Below are 18,873 nucleotides of genomic sequence, written 5' to 3' on the forward strand. Positions count from 1 at the left end.
CCGCTGAACGGGCGGCACCGCGCAGGGTTTGCTCGCGGGTATTGCTCTCGTGAGTGTGCGGCGCGGTGCGAGGTTCGGGCATTTGCTGCTGCCATGGCACGGCAGGTACAGCTATAGTTTGCAGGCCGACGACGGCCTCACTGTACAAGGTGCTCCCGGAATGACCCGATTGACCTCTCTCAACCCTTGGCTGGCGGCCATTGCCGTTGCCCTTTGCGTGCAGTTTCCGGCGCAGGCCCAGGAGCGTTTCACGCTCAGCATCCCCGGTGTTTCCGATAATCGACTGTTCACCTCGGCAGCGGCCAGCGATGCGCCGGGCTGCAACGGCAAGAACCAGTCGCCGGCCCTGAGCTGGAGCGCAGGTCCCGCTGGCACCCTGAGCTACGCGATTGTCATGCACGACCCGGACGGCCAGAAAGGTTTGGGCGTCGATCACTGGATTCATTACGGCATCAAAGCCAGCACCCGGCAGATTCCGGCCGGTGTGGGCGCCAAATCGAACCATCAAGGCGTCGGCGGTACCAACAGCAAGGGCAACACCCACTACATGGGCCCATGCCCGCCGGTCGGTGACAGCGCGCACCATTACATCATTCAGCTCTACGCCCTGGATCTGGCCCCGGACGCACTGCCGGCCGGTTTGACCCGCGCCGAACTGATGGAAAAAATCAAAGGCCATGTGCTGCGTAACAGCAGCGTGGTGCGGCGTTATCATCGCTGAATGCGGTCGCGCTTGGTATCGACTGATAAAAGCGAGCACTATCGGCGCTGTTCCTGACGATCGACGCCGGGCAGGAGGCTTACCCTATGGATGATGTGCGTGATTCATCCAGCGGAAAACTTGCGCAACACCCCGCTGGTTCCAGATAGCGACTTCACCCCTTCGCAACGTCCATTGCTGATGATGTTTTCAAACCTGCGGGCATCCGTTCGATGCCCGAGCGTTGGCATGGATGGCCGAGTGCAAGCGTTTTCCCCGTGGTCCCGACCGCGCGTGGTAAGCGCAGTACCTAACGCACCAGGATTTAAAGCGATTGAGCATGAACCCAAATAAAGATTCGACATTTGCCTATCAGGCCGTATACCGCTATCTCGTCGAACTGATCGAAGCTGCGAGCCCTGAGGGAGAACAGAAGCTGCCGTCGCTGCGACAATTGGCGCAGCGCTTGAATGTGTCAGTGTCCACGACCAAATACGCCTATTCCTTGCTGGAAGACCAAGGGCGTATCTACGCCAGGCCCAAGCTTGGCTACTACACCCGCGCCATGCCATCCGCGCTGATCAACGAAGGCTCGCCGAACCTGCTCGACAACGTGTTCTCCAACGCCCGGCAACCGGGAATGCTGGCGCTGAGCAGTGATGCCCCGGCCATGCTGCTGTCGCTGGAAAACCCGTTATTGATGACCGAACGCGAACTGACGCGCCAATACCCGCGCTCGCATGCGCCGCTGTATCAACCGTTTGGCGAAACCGAATTGCGCAGTGTTCTGGCCGATCGTTACACCCGTTCGACGCGCTGCTACTGGCGTGCCGAGCACGTTTACATCGGTTCCGATCTGCGCAGCGTGCTTGATTTGTCCCTTGAGGCGTTGAAGCTGACCGGCACTGTGGCGCTGGTGGAATCGCCGTGCTCGTGGGCGATTCTGCGGCAACTGCACGCGGCGAACATCCGCGTCATCGAAGTGCCTCTGGGTGACGATGGCCGCTTTGACTTGCTCAAAGTCCAGGCGTTGTTGCAGCGAGAACCCATCACTCTGGCGATATTGTCCTCCACCGTGAACATTCCCCACGGCAGCCTGATGCCCGCCGAAGACAAGCAAGTGATCTGCCGCTGGCTGGCGGAACGGCGGGTCTGGCTGTTCGAAAATGACTGCTATGGCGAATTCAGCTTCGTCCCTGAAGCCGCGCGCTACCGTGACTTTGCCGACCCGGAACGGCTGCTGGTGTTTTCCACGTTCGACAAGATCATCGGTTCGGAGGCGCCGTATGGCTTTGTGCTCAGCCGCTTTCAAGGGCCCGAGCTGCATCGGCTGTTTCTGGAGCGAGCCTTTCGTTTGTCGCCGATTCGGCAAAAAGCGATTGCCAAGCTCTACACCACACGGCGCATCGACCAACACACGCAGATGTTGCGCAGCATGCTGATCGACCGCATGCAGCGCATGAAAGCCATGCTGCACGAACACACGGAGGGTCAGTTACGCATTGTCGCGCCGCAGGGCGGCGCGGCGTTCTGGATCGAGGCCACGCGCCCGGTGAACATGCGCGGGGTATTTGAGCGCTTGTTGGCCAAACGCATCGTGATTGCACCCGGCGAAATCTTCAGCCAGCAGGGGGCGTGGCAGCATCATTTGCGCCTGAGCTACACCATCGACTGGAGCAAGGACATCACCCACGCACTGAAAGTGCTGACTCAGGCCATTCAGGATGAAGGTTCGATGGCCGGCGCTCAGTTGATGCCATAGCAATGCCGGGGTTCGGGGAATGTGCCGGCGCGCACTTCGTCGGCGAACGCCTCACACGCCTGGCGAATCTGCGCGCCAACATCGGTGTATTGCTTGACGAAGCGCGGTACGTGATCACCGCCCAGCCCTAGCATGTCCTCGGTCACCAGCACCTGACCATCGCACGCCGGTGAAGCACCGATGCCGATGGTCGGCACGGGGGAAAAGTCGCTGATCCGGCGCGCCACGCCTTCGGCCACGCCTTCGAGCAACAGACTGAACGCACCGGCCTCACTATGTGCGCGTGCATCGGCTTCGAGGTTCATGGCGCCAGCCTCATTCATGCCCTGGGCCTTGAAGCCGCCCATGGTGTTGACGTATTGCGGCATCAGGCCGAGATGCGCCATCACCGGGATGCCGCGTTTGACCAGAAACTCCACGGTTTCGGCGAACACCGCGCCGCCTTCGAGCTTGACCGCATCGCAACCGGTGCGCGCCATCACCTGCGCGCAGTTGCGGTAGGCCTGCTGCGGCGATTCCTGATAGCTGCCAAACGGCATATCGGCGATTACGCAGGCCAGCCGGGTACTGCTGACCACGGCGCGGGTGAAAACGATGGTTTCCTCCAGGCTCATGTCCAGCGTTGAGTGGCGGCCAAGTCCGACCATGTTGGTCGAGTCACCCACCAGGATGAAGTCGACAACAGGGTCCATCAATCTGGCCATCCAGCTCGTATAGGCAGTCAGGGAGACAATTTTCTGTTGCCCCTTCATCGCGACCAATTGAGGAACGGTAAGTCGTTTGGTTCGGGTATGCAGGCTCATGGCTCTCTTCCTTGTTAAGCCCCGTGGTCGGGGGCGTCAGTGGTTACAACCCATCCCTTTCCCATCCACGCCATGCGTCGTAATCAGCGTCGATGCGTTCGCTCTGTGGGTGCAGTAGAAACACCGCAGCCGGTGAGCTGTTCAGGTCTACGGTGGGGGCAATCCTTGCCCCTTCGGCGAAGCGGAACCTGGCGTTGTGAAAACTTGGCAAGGCTTCCAGGCGTTGGCGCACATGCGCTTGCGCGAACAGCCCGTGGCGGTGGGCGATCAGGTTCATGCCCCGCGCGTGTTGCAACAGCTGATAGCGTTTGGGCCACTGCGCCAGACGCGCCGGGCGACTTCCAGGTAGTTGGCGAACGGCTGCAGGTCCATCGACAGCTCATTCATTCGGTAGACGATCTGCTTGTATTCGAACTCACGCACCGCGCCGGACAGGGCTTCGCCATAGCCATCGGGATAGATCAGGTCATAGTTGTTGTACGTGCCGCGCTTGCCCGGGGTTTCGCGATCGTAGAACTCGCGACGGTAGTTGGTGACGAAAAACGGCGTGTGCGCTTTGGCCGACATGATCTTCTCGAAGTCGTCGCCATGTTCGGCGCGCAACGCGTCGCAGCTGTAGATCGGGAACGCTGTGGCGAAATGCGGCAGTTGGCGGCCGAGTTGGGACAGTTCGGCGGCGCAGTGCTTCAGTGACCTCGGCGAACACATGCTTTATCAGGCCTTCAATAAGGGCCATGACCTGATGCATGTCACCGTCGCGGATCTCGAAATCGAACTGCGAGAACTCCAGCAAATGGTTTTCCGAATCCTTGATCTCGGCCTTTTCCAGGCGGATGTTCGGCGCCACGATAAAGATCTTGTCGTGGCCTTTGGCGGTCAATGCCAACTGCTTGTGGAAGATCATGCTGGCGGTCAGTTTCAGGCGCCGTTCTTCATATTGAAGTTCAGCGGGATACACCGCGTGATTCAGCGGATCTGTGATGGGCGACATCAGAATCGGCATCAACTGTTTGAAGTCACGCTCAAGCAAATACTGTTGTAACGCCTGTAGGACACGTCCCCGGACGATGGCAATGGATTCTATGTCAGGATTAGCAAAATCGGCGAAGTTACTTGTAATTTCTTCCATGATTGGCCAGATATTCAGGGAGTTAGGCAGGCCTGATTATTGTTTAATCGGAAGAAAACTCAATGTACAGATTTCGGCTAAAAAGCAACACAGAGCCTCGGTTTGGTTGTTTACATGACCTTTTGCGTGGACGATGTCGCGCTGTTGAAATTGATCAGTTGGCGCACCTGGGGGGCCGTTCGTTCGGGCCCTTGTTGGCAGGCGTCGTTTTCTCTATCTGTCTATTCAGAGTTTGCCCATGACTGCCCTGACCGGTTCGCGATCCCATTGGTTTTCCAGGTCTGACTACAAGACCCTGGGCCTCGCAGCCCTGGGTGGTGCACTGGAAATCTACGACTTCATCATCTTCGTGTTTTTCGCGCTGACCCTCAGTCAGCTGTTCTTTCCGCCAGAAATGCCGCAGTGGCTGAGATTGCTGCAAAGCTTCGGCATTTTTGTCACTGGCTATCTGGCACGACCGCTCGGCGGAATTCTGATGGCGCACTTCGCCGATCAGCTGGGGCGCAAGCGCGTGTTCAGCCTGAGCATCTTGATGATGGCGTTGCCCTGCCTGCTGATTGGCATCATGCCGACCTACGCTCAGATTGGTTACTTCGCACCGTTGCTGCTGTTGCTGCTGCGTGTGTTGCAAGGCGCCGCAGTCGGTGGGGAAGTGCCGAGTGCCTGGGTGTTCGTCGCCGAGCACGCGCCGGCCGGTCATCGCGGTTATGCGCTGGGTTTCCTGCAAGCCGGACTGACCTTTGGCTATTTGCTCGGAGCGCTGACCGCGACCCTGCTGGCGCAAATATTCACCCCTGCCGAAATTCTTGATTACGCGTGGCGCTTTCCGTTTCTGCTCGGCGGACTGTTCGGCGTGATCGGTGTCTGGCTGCGTCGCTGGCTGAGCGAGACGCCGGTGTTCATGGCTTTGCAGGCGCGCCGTGAGGCTGACGCCGAACTGCCGTTGCGCACCGTGATGCGCGAGCATCGGCACATGTTGTTGCCGGCGATGATTCTGACCTGCGTGCTGACGTCGGCAGTGGTGGTGCTGGTGGTGATCACCCCGACGGTCATGCAAAAAAGCTTCGGCATGAGCCCCGGCCATACATTCGCCCTGAGCAGCCTCGGTATTGTCTTCCTGAATATCGGTTGTGTGCTGGCCGGGTTGATCGTCGACCGGCTCGGCGCCTGGCGCACGGTCATGTTGTACAGCGTGCTGCTGCCGGTCGGCGTGGCCCTGCTTTATGGCTGCCTGATCAGTGGCGGTGCGTGGCTGGGGCTGGCGTATGCGCTGGCGGGATTGGGGTGTGGTGTGGTCGGCGCAGTGCCGTCGGTGATGGTTAGCCTGTTTCCCGCACACATCCGCGTCTCGGGCATTTCGTTTACCTACAACATTGCCTATGCACTGTGGGCGAGCACCACACCGCTGTTGTTGATCGGGCTGATGCCGTGGAGCCCGTGGGTGTGCGTGGCGTACAGCCTGGTGATGGGCGCGGTGGGCGTTGCCTGCGCCGCATATTTCGGTGGGCGCGATACGGCTCAAACCAGTCAGACGCTGGTTGCCGAGCGCTAAGGCAGACATTTTGCAGCCTGCGCACTATGGTTTTGCACGGACGGCTATTGGATGACTGATTTACATGACTTGTCGGCGGCACAACTGCTGGCCTTGTTTGCCAGCGGTAAGTTGTCGCCGCTGGACTACTACGATCACCTGCTGGCGCACATCGAGCGCTGGGAACCGAGCATCAATGCGCTGTACGCGTTCGATCCGCAGCGCGTACTCGATCAGGCGCCCACGGTCTGACAGCGGCGTGGCAGCAGGTGTTCGGCGATGAATATTTCGACTACGTGTGGGAGTCCACAGGCAACTACATGGCCAACTCGCTGTACTCGGACTACAACGGTCCGAACGAAAAATCCTGGCAACTGCGCTATGACTTCGACCTCGCCAGCTACGGCGTGCCGGGCCTGACCGCCAGCCTGTGGCACGCCAAGGGCTGGGGCATCGATGGCACCCACTACAGCGGCGACCGCGACGGACGCAACACCGGCTACAACGTGCGCGGGCTGGACGGTGCCAAGCACAACGAAAATGGCTTGATGCTCGCCTACGTGGTGCAGTCCGGCACCCTGAAAAATACGGCGCTGCGCAGTATCGTCTATAACCACCGCGCGAGTGGCGGGCAGATCGACGGCAGTTACGACGAGTTCCGTCTGGTGGCGAATGTACCGCTCAGCCTGTTTTGAATGCGCTGAGAACGCTGCGAAGTCTGCGGCGTTATCCACAGCAGAAATATTTCAACGGCGTTAACCCGAATGCAACGGACGGCCCGTCTCAGTGGATGAATGATCAATTTCATCCCGAGGTCAGCCCCATGTCCCGTTCCCTGCCTTTTCTGCGACCTGCTGCGGTCAGCGTGCTGTTGTCCATCGCCGGTTGCGGTGTTTCCTCCAACCCGCAATCCGTTGCTGTCCCCGCGCCGGCCCGGACATCGGTTCAACAGGAGGCGATGCTGGCCGACAGTGCGCAGGCCAAGCGCAGTGTTCGCCCTGCACCGATTGCCAGTTTCGCAGCGATGCCTGCGCGGGAAAGTTATCCACAAGGCTATCGCGACGAGCCGCGTGAGCAATATCAAACGCTGGCCGACAACCCCATCCACAGCGTGGCCCAAACCCCGGTCTCGACCTTCAGCGCCGACGTCGACACGGGCGCCTATGCCAATGTCCGTCGCTTGCTCAATCAGGGACGCCTGCCGCCGGAAGGCGCGGTGCGGCTGGAGGAAATGGTCAATTACTTCCCTTATGACTACGCCTTGCCCAGTGACGGCTCACCGTTTGGCGTGACCACCGAACTGGCGGCGTCGCCATGGAACCCGCACACACGCTTGCTGCGCATCGGCATCAAGGCTTCCGACCGCGCCGTGGCAGAACTGGCCCCGGCCAATCTGGTGTTTCTGGTGGACGTGTCCGGCTCGATGGATCGCCGCGAAGGTCTGCCGATGGTCAAAAGCACACTGAAACTGCTGGTCGATCAATTGCGCGAGCAGGACAGGGTGTCGCTGGTCGTGTATGCCGGCGACGCCCGCGTAGTGCTTGAACCCACTTCCGGGCGGGAAAAAGCCAGGATTCGTAACGCCATCGAGCAATTGACCGCCGGCGGCTCGACCGCTGGCGCGTCGGGCATCGAACTGGCCTATCAAATGGCCCAACAGGCGTTCATCCCCAAAGGCATCAACCGCATCCTGCTGGCCACCGACGGTGATTTCAACGTCGGCGTCAGCGACTTCGACAGCCTTAAACAAATGGCTGTGGATAAACGTAAAACCGGAATTTCCCTGACCACCCTGGGTTTCGGTGTGGATAACTACAATGAACACCTGATGGAACAACTGGCGGACGCTGGCGATGGCAACTACGCCTACATCGACAACCTGCGCGAAGCACGCAAAGTATTGGTCGATCAACTCGCCTCGACCCTTGCCGTGGTGGCGAAAAACGTCAAATTGCAGGTGGAGTTCAACCCGGCGCAGGTCAGTGAATATCGCCTGCTCGGCTACGAAAACCGTGCACTCAAGCGTGAGGATTTCAGCAATGACAAAGTCGATGCAGGCGAAATCGGCGCAGGACACACGGTGACCGCGCTGTACGAAATTGTTCCGGCAGGCGAGAAGGGCTGGCTGGAGCCACTGCGCTATGGTCAATCGCGTGCGGTTGTTGCGCAGAAGAACGGAGAATTGGCGATGCTGCGTGTGCGATATCAACAGCCCGAAGGTGGGAAAAGTCTGCTGATCGAGCGGCCGATTGCCAATCAGGTTGCACCGGCCAGCGAAGACCTGCGCTTTGCGGCGGCGGTTGCTGCGTTTTCCCAGCAACTCAAGGACGGTCGCTACACCGGCGATTTCAGCCTCAAGGACACCGAAGCGCTGGCCCGTGGCGCGCGAGGCGATGACCGTTTCGGCCTGCGCAACGAGTTCGTGCAATTGGTCGAACTGGCGCAGAGCCTGCGCACTTCAACCGCATCGAATGCGCAGCCCACTGAGCGACGGATTGAATAGTGAGTCGCCTCAAAGGCTTCATCAGTCAGCTGTTTGCTTCGCCAGACAGCTCAACCGCCAGCAGCGATGAAGCGTTGCTGGCGCGCTACCGCGAGGGCGACGGCGCGGCGTTCGAGATCTTGTACGCCCGCCATCGCCAAGCTTTGTATCGGTTCCTGCTCGGCTTGAGCGGCAAACCCGAACTGGCCGACGAAGTGTTTCAGGAAACCTGGTTGAGCCTGATCCGCAGCGCCAGTCAGCCACAAGGACGGGCGACCTTTCGTACATGGCTGTTCCAGATCGCCCGCAATCGCCTGATCGATCACTGGCGCAAGCACGGCGCCCAGCAACCGCTGCACGACAGTTACGATGAGCAAACCCACGCTGTCAGTGACGAGGCGACCGATCCCGAGCAACTGTTGAGCCTCAGCCGCGACAGCCAACGCCTCGAAACCGCTCTGCAAAACCTGCCCGCCGACCAGCGCGAAGTGTTCCTACTGCGCGCCCACGGCGACCTCGACCTGGCACAAATCGCCAGCCTCACCGAAACACCGCTGGAAACCGTCAAGAGCCGCTTGCGCTACGCCCAGCAAAAACTGCGTCGGCTGCTGGCCGAGGAGGTACTGACATGACTGACGCCCGCCAGACACCCGAAGATCCTGTGATCAAACATGTTCGCGAACAGCACAATGCTGAACCGCCCGCGCACCTCGACGCGTTCATCCTCAAGGCTGCCCACCGCGAAGTCTCGGCACCGAAGCCAGGCCTGTGGCAACGCTGGCTCGACGCCTGCCGCAAACCACGCTGGCAAGTCGCATTCGCCAGCCTCGCCGGCGTGGCCCTGATGCTGTCACTGGTGCAACGCGCCCCCGAACCGCAACCCCAATTCGACTTCGCCCCGGCGGCCAAACCCGCTGCCTCAATGGCCCGTAAACAAGCGCCCGAAGCGCAATCACTGGCCGCCCCCGCACCGATGGCGGAAATGGCCGCGCCTATGCAAAGCCAATCCAACCGCGCCGACGAAGCCAAACTCAGCAAACGCGCCGCCGCCCCCGCCAACGGCCTCGACGAACAACTGCGCGAAGTCCTGCGCCTGCGCGAATCCGGCCAATCAAAAGTCGCCGACACCCTGTTTAACCAACTGCACAAACGCTACCCGAACGCCGACCTCGACGCCCGGCTCAAGCAAATCCAGCAGAACTGACCGCCTGTTCGCCCAGCCATTTGGCATTGCCCCGCAAAAACGCGCAATATCGGGCCATAGCTGAATCGCTGGAGAACACCGTGGCACCAAAAATCGACCGCATCGCCCAACTCCTCAACTGCCCGCAAAAAGGCGAAGAGATGCGCCGCGCGATTACCGAAGCGCGTAAGGAGTTTCTGCTGAGCCAGCAGGAAGAGGATGTGCTTGAGGAAGAGGACGTCTTTGAAGAGGAGGTTGGGGAGGAAGACGAAGAGGATGAGGATTACGATGAGTTTGATTGGACGACGGAGTGATGGTTGAAGTTTGGATGCTCGGTGAAACCCAGCAACTCATGGCTTTTGGTCGTTGCGTTTGAAGGCAGTTGTCAACTCTAAGTTGACAACTGCCCGCCCGGCCGAGGCTTCATTGATCAAAAAGCTGGAATTATTCACCCGAAAAGCCGACGCCCACAAAAAAGCCCCGGACCACAACAGTCCGGGGCTTTTTCGTTTAAATCAATGGTGCACCAGGCGGGATTCGAACCCACGACCCCTGCCTTCGGAGTCCTAAAAGTCGACGTTTAGAATCAATACGTTAGCGTGGATTAGCCGGGAAATCAAAGGGTTGTGGTAGCTGGAGTTAGCGGGTTTTCGCCTCGGTAAGCGGGGCGAGTGTGGCAAGTTTGTGGCATTTTGATCAAAAGCTAAACTCGCCACGCACCTAATCGACTGGATTCAGTCTGAGTGGTGAAGCGCAGTAAGCGGCCATAAGCAGACGATCGGCTTGACCGCCGAGCGGGAATCAAGAACGGCAAAGAAATTGCCGCCCAGGACTTGCAGATCGTCACTGGCGAGCCACCAAACTACGATGAACCTACACTGGCTAGAGGTTGTGATTAATACCCGCATAACAAGGCAATAGCGTCCGTGCAGTGCCGCGTTATGCAGTCTTATTGAATGGCTTTGCAGTTTAAACTAACAGCGGTAGGCCCAGTTCTTCCAGGAACGTATTGTGTTTATCTCGTGCCTTCTGAATGGTTTCTTCCAGCGCCACCAGCTCGTAATTGACGGCCTTTAAGTCAATCTCTGCCTCTGCGGTTGTCGTGCTAATGTAGCGGGAAATATTCAGGTTGTAGCCGTTCTTTTCAATCTCCTCCATCTCCACCCGGCGCGAATAGCGGGACTCTGGTTCACGGGTCTGGTAGGTCTTGATTATTTTGGCGATGTGATCGTCCGTAAGCTGGTTTTGGCGCTTGCCGTTGACGAAGTGCTCAGCCGCGTTGATGAACAGAACGTCGTCCGGTTGCTTGCATTTTTTGAGTACGAGAATGCAAACCGGAATACCGGTGGAGTAAAAAAGGTTTGATGGCAAGCCGATAACGGTGTCGATATGACCGTCTTTGAGCAACTTGGTGCGGATGCGCTCTTCAGCTCCGCCACGGAATAACACACCGTGGGGCAGAATGATGGCCATTACACCCTCGTCTTTCAAAAAGTGAAAGCCGTGGAGAAGAAAGGCAAAATCTGCAGCCGATTTAGGGGCCAGGCCGTAGTTTTTGAAGCGCACGTCATCGGCCATGGCTTCTGTTGGGTCCCAGCGGTAGCTGAAGGGCGGGTTGGCGACGATGGCATCAAACGTAGGTTTTTTAGCGGGGTTTAGTTCGCGCAGAATGTCCCAGTCGTTACTCAACGTGTCGCCGTGGTAAATCTCGAACTCGGTGTCCTTCACCCCGTGCAGCAGCATGTTCATACGAGCCAAGTTGTAGGTGGTGATGTTCTTTTCCTGGCCATAAATTTTGCCGATGCCATGCGATCCCATGCGCTTACGCACGTTGAGCAGCAGCGAGCCGGAGCCGCAGGCGAAGTCCAACACACTTTCCAAGCGTTTTTTGGTGCCGCTTGTTGGGTCTTGGCTGTCAAGGGTGACTATGGCAGACAGAACGTCGGAAATTTGTTGAGGCGTATAAAACTCGCCTGCCTTCTTGCCTGAACCTGCGGCAAACTGCCCGATCAAGTATTCGTAGGCATCGCCTAGTGCATCAATATCTGTGGAGAAGTCTGCTAGGCCCTCGGCGATTTTCTGGATAATGATGCAGAGCTTAGTGTTGCGCTCCGTGTAATTCCTGCCCAGCTTGGGGGACCCCAGATCGATTTCCGAGAAAAGGCCTTGGAAGGTACTCTCAAAGGACTCGGTTTCGATGTATTTAAAGCCAGCTTGCAGCGTAGTGAGCAGTTCATCATCTTGGGTGCGGGCCATATTGGCGATGCTGTTCCAGAGGTGCGCCGGCTCAATGACGTAATGCACCTTGCGGCGCATCTGCTTCTCGAAGGCTGGGATGTCCTCCTTGTTCTCCTCATACCAGATTTGCAGAGGTGTCACTGCCCCCGTTTTTTGAAAAACGTCTAGGGGCAACTCTGGGTAATCTTTTCCAAGCTCCTTCTTGGACGCTATTTCATAGTTGTCAGAGAGGTAGCGAAGGAAAAGGAAGGAGAGCATGTAGTCGCGGAAATCATCCGCATCCATAGCTCCGCGCAATTGATCGGCAATGGCCCAAAGGGTTTTGCCAAGTTGCTTTTGATTTTCGGTCATAGTGATTAATTAGTTTCGCTGGAGAACAGCGTCTCGTTAAAAGGATAAGTGGCAATGAAGTTTCTGAAAATTATTTGAAAGTGTTCTTTGTTTTCACCCATCATTTCCCTAGGCTCATATATCGAGTAATCGCCATGGCTCATTAGATCGATGATTCTTTTGTGTAGAGTTCTATCTTGGTCATCATTCTCAATCTTGATGCAGTCATCCCAGCCTTTCAAGTCGAAAAAATTTGCTGTCTGTTCCATTACGCGACGTAGCATGTTGAAGTGGTGTGTATATATGGCGCCTGTGGTAACTGACTCGTTGAGTTCAACCAGTGTCGCAAGGTGGTGCAGAAATGGCTTGCTGGTTGTGTCCTCTAGTATATAGTTTCCTGGGGTGGCACCCTTTTTAATGAAGTGGCGATAGGCTTTCTTCTTCAATTCGTTGCTTAGGACGTTAAAGAACAAAACATGGTGCGAAGAAATAACTGCCTTAGGCATGTTGTCGGATTTGGTTAACAGTTGCGCCAGATGATTAGCGACGGTTATTGCGTTATGTTCGTCGAGAGAGGAAATTGGATCGTCGATATAAATGTATTTTACCCAGCTATAAGATTCCGTGTCATCCAGTACCAGCTGAACAACGGCGAGAAAAAAGCACCAGATGAAAATGTTTTCTTCACCGCGGGAAATCTTAATATGGGTTTCCATCTTCGTACGTTCTTCTAGAGAGTTAGTCTCGCTCTCATCGAAATTTGGATTAGGTATTTTTCGCGAAAAGATAACATCCCAATTTTCGGTGTCAATTCGGAAATCGAAATCCGCATAGCGGGCGAGAAATGGGCGAATTCGAGTTTCCATCTCTAGCTCCCACAGTGCGGTGATGAACCGCGAATTGCGGTTTATTTTAAGCTTGCGCTCTCGGTCTTCCTCAAGGTCGTTATCCCAGTAAAAAAGGTCTTCAGTGAATGCGTTGAAATAAAGGGTGTCAGGCTCACCATCGATCTTGCCAAGGTCTTTGAATGCCGTAGAAAGACGTGTTTTTCCAGTGCCGTTGAAAGCATAGAGAATAACAATTTTTTTGGTATTCAATGCGTCGCGTAGGTGGAGTGCTAAATTCGTTAAATTAGCAAAAGAAGAAGGCATCACGCGTCGATCTCTGCAAGTAATGGGAAAAGCTGCTGCATTAAGCCAAATTTGTGGGCCTTCATGGCTTCAAGCTTGAGGCCTTGGGTAATGATCAGATCATCGAGTGATGACAGGCAGGCTGAGATCTTTCGTTGCTCCAGATCGGAAGGAATCATAATTGGCAGGTTTTTTAAAATACTCCCAGTTATCAGTGGCTGCCCCGAGCCGAAGATGAGTCTGTTAATATTGATGCTTTCCAAGTAATAAAATACAAAATCAATATTGATTGAAGGTCTAAGGCTGACAACGATAGTATTGTCGGTTACTCCAAACGTGCCCTTTGCTTTGGTCAATAATCCAGCATTTGCGCCAACTCTGGCAATTAGTATCCGTTCGCCGCTAAAGCTTGGGTTTCTCGTTTTTCCGATAACGCTAGTCGATCCGTAAAGATCAATATCTCCTTCAGGATCGAGCTTGTCTCTACCCGATGATATGCTGATGCTGAGGCTGTCGAGTTTAATGTCGACCCATGACTCTCGGAAGTCAGGAAAGCGCAGATTGGGTTGGATTTCGCCTTCGAGGGGGAAAAGCTGCTGCATCAGCCCTTTTTTATGGGACTTGAGTGCGTTTACTTTGCGGCATTGAGTAGCTATTAATGCGTCCAGTGAATTTAGACAATCAGCGATTTTTTGTTGTTCTTCTGATGACGACGCAGGCAAAGGCATTGCTAAGAAGTCGTCGCTTGATATGGCCATCCTATCGTGGCGCGCACCAGTGCTAGATGCATGCCGCATGTAGGTGTGCCAGCCGGTAGTCTTGAAAAAATATTCGTAAAAATCGTTTCTTTCGTCTTTGAACTTAAAAACTGTATACAGCGGCGACATTACCCCTGTGCCAATTTTGTTCTTTGATATCGGACCTACCGGCGCTGTTGACGATATGCGAGGGTTGTAGACGTAGCTTCCCAGCTCAACAACAAAATAGCCCTCAAGCTTTCCTTGCGTAGCGATGTCCTTATCAAAAAAATCTCGCTGATCCACTACACCAAACTCAGCAGAGTTGGTCAGCACGCGATCAATTTTTTTGTCTCGATTTTTCTGCTTAGCACGAATCGCCAAATGATTTAGAGGGATATATCTCCACCCCGCCGCCTCCCGGAACTCCGGAAACCGCAGTTTCGGCACCAGCGCGGGCTTGCTGTTTTCCATCGTGCCGTTTGTTTTTATCTTACTGCTCATACGCGCTAAGTCCTGAGATGTCGCGGCCGTGGGCGCGCCTGATAAGTAGGTCGTGCAATTCTTTCATCAGCGCCAGTTCGGCCTGGGCACGTAATTTCCAACCGAGGTCGAGCGGAGCCATGAGGTCACTGAGCTGTTCACCGTCGAAGACCATGCGCTGGAGAATGCCATTCACAAAACTTTGTAAGGCAGCTGGATCCAGGTGGTGTCTGCCTGCGATGTCGGCAAGTTCGACGACGTCTTTTTGTTGTTTGAAGCGGGTATAGCCGTCGCGGATAGCGGTTTCGCTAAGGCCTTCACCGGCTTTGAGGGTGGTGATGTAGGCAGCAATGTCGTCGCGCTCGTTCATAAACTTGGCATCAGCCTGGATCAACCCAATGAGCTGATCGCGACTCATCTTCTGCTTGCTGGGCTCTTGCTGTGAGAAGCGCGACATCAGCCCCACGATATAGTCGTAGTCAATTACGGCGGAGGCGAATAGCACGAACTCGAAATCTAGCTGGTCCACTACATCGGCTTTGCCATGTATGCCCTTACCGTTTTTATCTTGCTGGGCCTTGAGTCGCTGGGCGGTTTCCAGATAAGCACCGCGAAACCCCAGCAGGTTTTCCTTTGGGAGGATGTGTTCAATGGCGGCGGCATTGTCTTCGGTGAGGTCTGTGTATTGATCAAGCTGGATTTTGAGACGCTGCACTTCCTTGAAGTGGCCGATAAAAGCGGCGCGGGCATCGTCGCCTTTCAGGTTATGCACGGCCTCCGGTGCGCAGGCCACGCCCTGCGATTGCATGAAGTCATCCAGCTTTTGTACGGCAGCTTGTAGTTTTTCAATAACCACAGGGGCTTTGTCCACCAGCCAGATTTCGCGGGCCTGTTTGTCAGTTTGTTCACCTGAGAACCGAGAGATGGCTATATCTACCGCTTCTTGCTGCTGGCGAAAATCAAGAATGTTGCCGTAGGGCTTGGTGCTATTAAGTACACGGTTGGTGCGCGAAAACGCCTGGATCAAACCGTGGTACTTGAGGTTTTTATCCACGTAGAGAGTGTTCAGGTATTTGGAATCGAAGCCGGTGAGCAGCATGTCGACCACAATAGTGATGTCGATTTTCTGCGTATGCGGGTGGTCGGTATTGGGCCATTGCTGGTCTTTGATGCGCTTTTGCACGTCTTGATAGTAGAGATCGAACTCGCTGACGCTGTGGTTGCTGCCGTAGCGGGTGTTGTACTCGGTCAGGATGGCTTTGAGCGCTGCTTTTTTGCCTTCTGGGTCTTCGTCGTTGTCCTGCTTTTCTTGCGGCAAGTCTTCCTGGATTTGTTTGACATCCGCATTATCTTCGGCAGGCGGCGAGAACACGCAGGCGATATTCAGCGGCTCGTAGTCAGTGTCGGCCAGTTGTTTGGTGTGTTGCAGTTCGGCAAAAAGCCTGTGGTATTCGATGGCGTCATTGATGCTGGCCGTAGCCAAAATGGCATTGAAACGGCGCTGGGCGGTTGCCATGTCGTGCTTGGCAAGAATGGCTTCGACCACGGCTCGCTTGGCCAAGCTTTCCCCAGGCTTGGGTGTCTTTTTGCCTTCTGGTTTGAAGAAGTCGATATGGAAGCGCAGCACGTTGGTGTCTTCAATCGCATGGGTAATGGTGTAAGCGTGCAGCTGCTTCTGAAAAAGCTCATCTGTAGTTTGGTAAGAAGCCTGCTGTTCTTCCACTTTCACCCGTGAGGCGTTCTCTTCAAAGATGGGGGTGCCGGTAAATCCAAAGAGCTGGGCTTTGGGAAAGAACTCTTTGATGGCTTTGTGGTTCTCGCCAAACTGGGAGCGGTGGCATTCATCGAAGATGAACACAATGCGTTTGTCGCGCAGCGGGGCCAACTGCTCTTTGTAGGTGAGCTGGTCATTCCGTTTGCGCTGCTTGTTACGTTTGCTGTTTTCATCCAAGGCGAGGCCGAGCTTCTGGATGGTGGTGACGATCACCTTGTCGGCGTAGTCCTCGGAAAGCAGACGACGTACCAGCGTAGCCGTGTTGGTGTTTTCTTCGACGCACCCTTCCTGGAACTTGTTGAATTCCTCACGGGTCTGGCGGTCTAGGTCCTTGCGGTCGACCACAAAGAGGCATTTCTCGATCTCTGGGTTGTCCTTGAGCAAGGTGGACGCTTTGAAGGACGTGAGTGTTTTGCCGCTGCCGGTGGTGTGCCAGATATAGCCGTTGCCGCAGTTTTGTTCGATGCAGTTGACAATTGCTTTGACGGCATAGACCTGATACGGGCGCATCATCATGATCTTCTGCTCAGTAGCGATCAGCACCATGTAGCGGCTGAGTGTTTGGCCGAGTGTGCATTTGACGAGGAAGGTCTCGGCGAAGCGGTCGAGGTAGTTAATCTTTTTGTTCGCTTCGTCAGCAAACTGATAGATGGGCAGGAAGCGCTCATCGGCGTTGAACGAGAAGTGGCGGGCGTTATTGTTGGCAAAGTAGTAAGTGTTGTCGCGGTTGCTGACGATGAACATCTGCAGGAAGCAAAGCAAGGTTTTGGTGTAGCCGTTGCCAGGGTCGTTTTTGTATTCGACGATTTGCTCCATGGCGCGGCGCGGATTAATACCCAGCGTTTTCAGCTCAACTTGAACGCACGGCACACCGTTGATGAGGATGAGCACATCGTACCTGTGGTGGCTGTTGTCGGTGTTGATGCGCAGCTGATTGACCACCTCGAAGGTGTTTTTGCACCAGTCTTTGATATTGACCAGTGTGTAGTTCAGCGGGGTGCCGTCTTCGCGGGTGAAGGCATTACGCTCGCGCAGGGTACGCGCCGCAGAAAACACATCAGGGGTAACGATCTCGTCGAGCAGGCGAGCAAATTCGCCATCAGTGAGGCGAACACGGTTGAGGGCCTCGAATTTCTCGCGAAAGTTGCGCTCTAGCGAGGCGCGGTCTCTGATGTCTGGGCGGTAGCTGTATTTGAGCTCAATCAGCTTGTCGATAAAGCCTTGTTCGATTATTTGCTCACTCATTGATGATGCTCTGCGATCTTCATATGGCCGTAGTAAAACATGACTGTTGTGAATCGCCACGTGTTAGCTGGAAAAGGTCTGCGTTCGTAGTTCGTAGGATTGATTGAGCTGGCAATACCCATCATTTCATTTTGCGGTTGCCGCGATCGCTGCCGATGGGATTCGCTTTGATCAACACATCCTACGACGCACGTTTATCCCAAATCCCGCTCCGTCTCGACTCGCGTTACTTGGCGCTCGGCCAGGGCTGTGCGGTGTTTTTCGCAGCCAGCATAGATCAGCCCTACCACGGGGATATCGCGACCCAGTCAGCGGTTCAGCATAGCTTCGTCGCGGGCGGCGACTGTCCATTCCTGGCCGATCTCGGCCCATTCATGTCCTGTCGGAACCGAACAGGATTGGATGCATGCATCACCCATCGTTAAGGGCTTGCTCGTACGCTTGGGAAAAGATTGAGAGATCAGTCTTAAGGACGAGACAAAGATCGCGAAGCTGAACAATATCGAGCCTTCTGACTCCTCGCTCCACATCACTCATGAATGACTGCGGTCTACCGAGGGCGGCAGAGCACTGTGCTTGAGTCATTCCGGACTCGACGCGCATGCGTTTTAGCACTTGAAGTAAAATCTCATGCTCACGTCGATAGATAGCTTTGGTCATGGCCGCGTATATGGAGGGGCGGCTGACTAAACTATATCTGCTTTTAAGATATCTGAATTTCAGATATTTTGTGCTGCACATTGGCGCGAGTGAAAATGATGAGGCAGATTTGGGAGCTATTCCGAGTGCTATGGATTGTCGGGAGTTTGCCGGTTGGTGCGTTGTTGCTGGTTGTAGTGGTTTTGTGCGGTTTCAACCTACCCTTCTTTATGGGGTTTGCTGGCGGTGCTGATCCGGCCGTTCGATGGTTGTTCTGGGCTCTGGCTTTCTACTTCGTCGGAGGGGGCTGGTTGTTTTGGCGTGTTAACCAACGCTATGCAGAGAAGCTTAAGCAGCTGGTTGCAGGTTTCCAGAACGCAGGTTTTCAACCGCAGCTCGAAGTATTCGCAAAGATCAACGATGCCTACCTGGGTATCGATGGATCTGCACGTAGGCTGTTGGCCTACCCAGTCAAAGGTGCAGAGCATTTCTTCAGGTTTGACGAAATTAATGCTTGGCGGATCGTCCCGGTAGGAAAGCACAATCATCGGTTGGAGGTACTGACCAGCAATTTTGATGTTCCCGTGTTCAGCCTCGTTTTGAAGCCGACAGAGGTACTCAATACGGAGGCTCGACTTGATACGTTGCTTGGTACCTAGTGACGCCTCTGGACTACCATTCTTGAGCGTCAGTTCATCATTCAGTAG

Annotated in this window: 17 protein-coding genes and 2 pseudogenes; 10 read left to right on the forward strand and 9 right to left on the reverse strand. The window is 55.4% G+C overall.

Going from position 1 to position 18,873, the window contains the following annotated elements:
* Positions 1-160 precede the first annotated feature (160 nt).
* Together ACIOWA_RS06755 and ACIOWA_RS06760 are read left to right on the forward strand one after the other, a co-directional pair.
* Entirely contained in the window at positions 161-721 is a 561-nt protein-coding gene (locus tag ACIOWA_RS06755) for a YbhB/YbcL family Raf kinase inhibitor-like protein (RefSeq protein ID WP_339431622.1), read from the forward strand.
* Positions 722-1,040: 319 nt separating this feature from the next.
* Complete coding sequence (locus tag ACIOWA_RS06760) at positions 1,041-2,462, forward strand: PLP-dependent aminotransferase family protein (RefSeq protein WP_401158896.1); 1,422 nt, start codon at positions 1,041-1,043, stop codon at positions 2,460-2,462.
* On the opposite strand, the gene panB is transcribed toward ACIOWA_RS06760, so the two are convergent.
* The 4 genes from panB to ACIOWA_RS06780 are packed head-to-tail and all read right to left on the reverse strand — an operon-like array spanning position 2,447 to position 4,394.
* Positions 2,447-3,265 (reverse strand): 3-methyl-2-oxobutanoate hydroxymethyltransferase, encoded by an 819-nt coding sequence (gene panB / locus ACIOWA_RS06765; protein WP_339431620.1) that lies wholly within the window; start codon positions 3,263-3,265, stop codon positions 2,447-2,449. The two genes, ACIOWA_RS06760 and panB, sit on opposite strands and share 16 nt — an antisense overlap.
* A 43-nt stretch (positions 3,266-3,308) precedes the next feature.
* Entirely contained in the window at positions 3,309-3,542 is a 234-nt protein-coding gene (locus tag ACIOWA_RS06770) for a hypothetical protein (RefSeq protein WP_401158899.1), read from the reverse strand.
* On the reverse strand, positions 3,539-3,832 hold the full coding sequence (locus ACIOWA_RS06775; protein WP_401158901.1) for a hypothetical protein: 294 nt from the start codon (positions 3,830-3,832) through the stop codon (positions 3,539-3,541). Before ACIOWA_RS06775 ends, ACIOWA_RS06770 begins: the two co-directional genes overlap by 4 nt.
* Positions 3,732-4,394 (reverse strand): amino acid--tRNA ligase-related protein, encoded by a 663-nt coding sequence (locus ACIOWA_RS06780; RefSeq protein WP_401158903.1) that lies wholly within the window; start codon positions 4,392-4,394, stop codon positions 3,732-3,734. The genes ACIOWA_RS06775 and ACIOWA_RS06780 overlap by 101 nt, the downstream gene beginning before the upstream one ends.
* Before the next feature lie 238 nt (positions 4,395-4,632).
* On the opposite strand from ACIOWA_RS06780, the gene ACIOWA_RS06785 reads away from it, so the two are divergent.
* The 7 genes and pseudogenes from ACIOWA_RS06785 to ACIOWA_RS06815 all read left to right on the forward strand — a co-directional run bounded on the left by ACIOWA_RS06785 (position 4,633) and on the right by ACIOWA_RS06815 (position 9,904).
* The gene (locus ACIOWA_RS06785; protein WP_401158905.1) at positions 4,633-5,946 is read left to right on the forward strand and encodes an MFS transporter; all 1,314 of its coding nucleotides are present in this window, start codon (positions 4,633-4,635) and stop codon (positions 5,944-5,946) included.
* A 51-nt stretch (positions 5,947-5,997) separates the two neighbouring features.
* A pseudogene (locus ACIOWA_RS06790) lies at positions 5,998-6,165 on the forward strand (amidase); the annotation flags it as partial.
* Positions 6,165-6,620, forward strand: a pseudogene (locus tag ACIOWA_RS06795) (OprD family outer membrane porin); the annotation flags it as partial. The pseudogenes ACIOWA_RS06790 and ACIOWA_RS06795, both read left to right, overlap by 1 nt.
* A 128-nt stretch (positions 6,621-6,748) precedes the next feature.
* Complete coding sequence (locus ACIOWA_RS06800) at positions 6,749-8,428, forward strand: von Willebrand factor type A domain-containing protein (protein WP_401158907.1); 1,680 nt, start codon at positions 6,749-6,751, stop codon at positions 8,426-8,428.
* Between the two features lie 29 nt (positions 8,429-8,457).
* Complete coding sequence (locus ACIOWA_RS06805; protein WP_401158969.1) at positions 8,458-9,039, forward strand: RNA polymerase sigma factor; 582 nt, start codon at positions 8,458-8,460, stop codon at positions 9,037-9,039.
* A complete protein-coding gene (locus ACIOWA_RS06810; RefSeq protein WP_401158909.1) occupies positions 9,036-9,611 on the forward strand; it encodes a hypothetical protein in 576 nt (191 codons plus the stop codon). Before ACIOWA_RS06805 ends, ACIOWA_RS06810 begins: the two co-directional genes overlap by 4 nt.
* 20 nt (positions 9,612-9,631) lie before the next feature.
* On the forward strand, positions 9,632-9,904 hold the full coding sequence (locus ACIOWA_RS06815) for a hypothetical protein (RefSeq protein ID WP_339431611.1): 273 nt from the start codon (positions 9,632-9,634) through the stop codon (positions 9,902-9,904).
* A gap of 655 nt (positions 9,905-10,559) precedes the next feature.
* Here the strand turns inward: ACIOWA_RS06815 and ACIOWA_RS06820 are convergent.
* The 5 genes from ACIOWA_RS06820 to ACIOWA_RS06840 all read right to left on the reverse strand — a co-directional run bounded on the left by ACIOWA_RS06820 (position 10,560) and on the right by ACIOWA_RS06840 (position 18,187).
* Complete coding sequence (locus tag ACIOWA_RS06820) at positions 10,560-12,179, reverse strand: type I restriction-modification system subunit M (RefSeq protein ID WP_401158911.1); 1,620 nt, start codon at positions 12,177-12,179, stop codon at positions 10,560-10,562.
* A gap of 5 nt (positions 12,180-12,184) precedes the next feature.
* Positions 12,185-13,309 carry an AAA family ATPase gene (locus ACIOWA_RS06825; RefSeq protein WP_401158971.1) on the reverse strand — a complete coding sequence of 375 codons (1,125 nt, stop codon included), beginning with the start codon at positions 13,307-13,309 and terminating at the stop codon, positions 12,185-12,187.
* Positions 13,309-14,529 (reverse strand): restriction endonuclease subunit S, encoded by a 1,221-nt coding sequence (locus tag ACIOWA_RS06830; protein WP_401158913.1) that lies wholly within the window; start codon positions 14,527-14,529, stop codon positions 13,309-13,311. The genes ACIOWA_RS06825 and ACIOWA_RS06830 overlap by 1 nt, the downstream gene beginning before the upstream one ends.
* A complete protein-coding gene (locus tag ACIOWA_RS06835) occupies positions 14,519-17,527 on the reverse strand; it encodes a type I restriction endonuclease subunit R (RefSeq protein ID WP_401158915.1) in 3,009 nt (1,002 codons plus the stop codon). Before ACIOWA_RS06835 ends, ACIOWA_RS06830 begins: the two co-directional genes overlap by 11 nt.
* Positions 17,528-17,938: 411 nt before the next feature.
* On the reverse strand, positions 17,939-18,187 hold the full coding sequence (locus tag ACIOWA_RS06840) for a helix-turn-helix domain-containing protein (RefSeq protein WP_401158917.1): 249 nt from the start codon (positions 18,185-18,187) through the stop codon (positions 17,939-17,941).
* Positions 18,188-18,312: 125 nt separating this feature from the next.
* On the opposite strand from ACIOWA_RS06840, the gene ACIOWA_RS06845 reads away from it, so the two are divergent.
* Positions 18,313-18,825 (forward strand): hypothetical protein, encoded by a 513-nt coding sequence (locus ACIOWA_RS06845; protein ID WP_401158920.1) that lies wholly within the window; start codon positions 18,313-18,315, stop codon positions 18,823-18,825.
* Positions 18,826-18,873: the final 48 nt, after the last annotated feature.

Source organism: Pseudomonas sp. NPDC087614 (assembly GCF_044743485.1).
In the GTDB taxonomy this organism is placed as follows: domain Bacteria; phylum Pseudomonadota; class Gammaproteobacteria; order Pseudomonadales; family Pseudomonadaceae; genus Aquipseudomonas; species Aquipseudomonas baetica_A.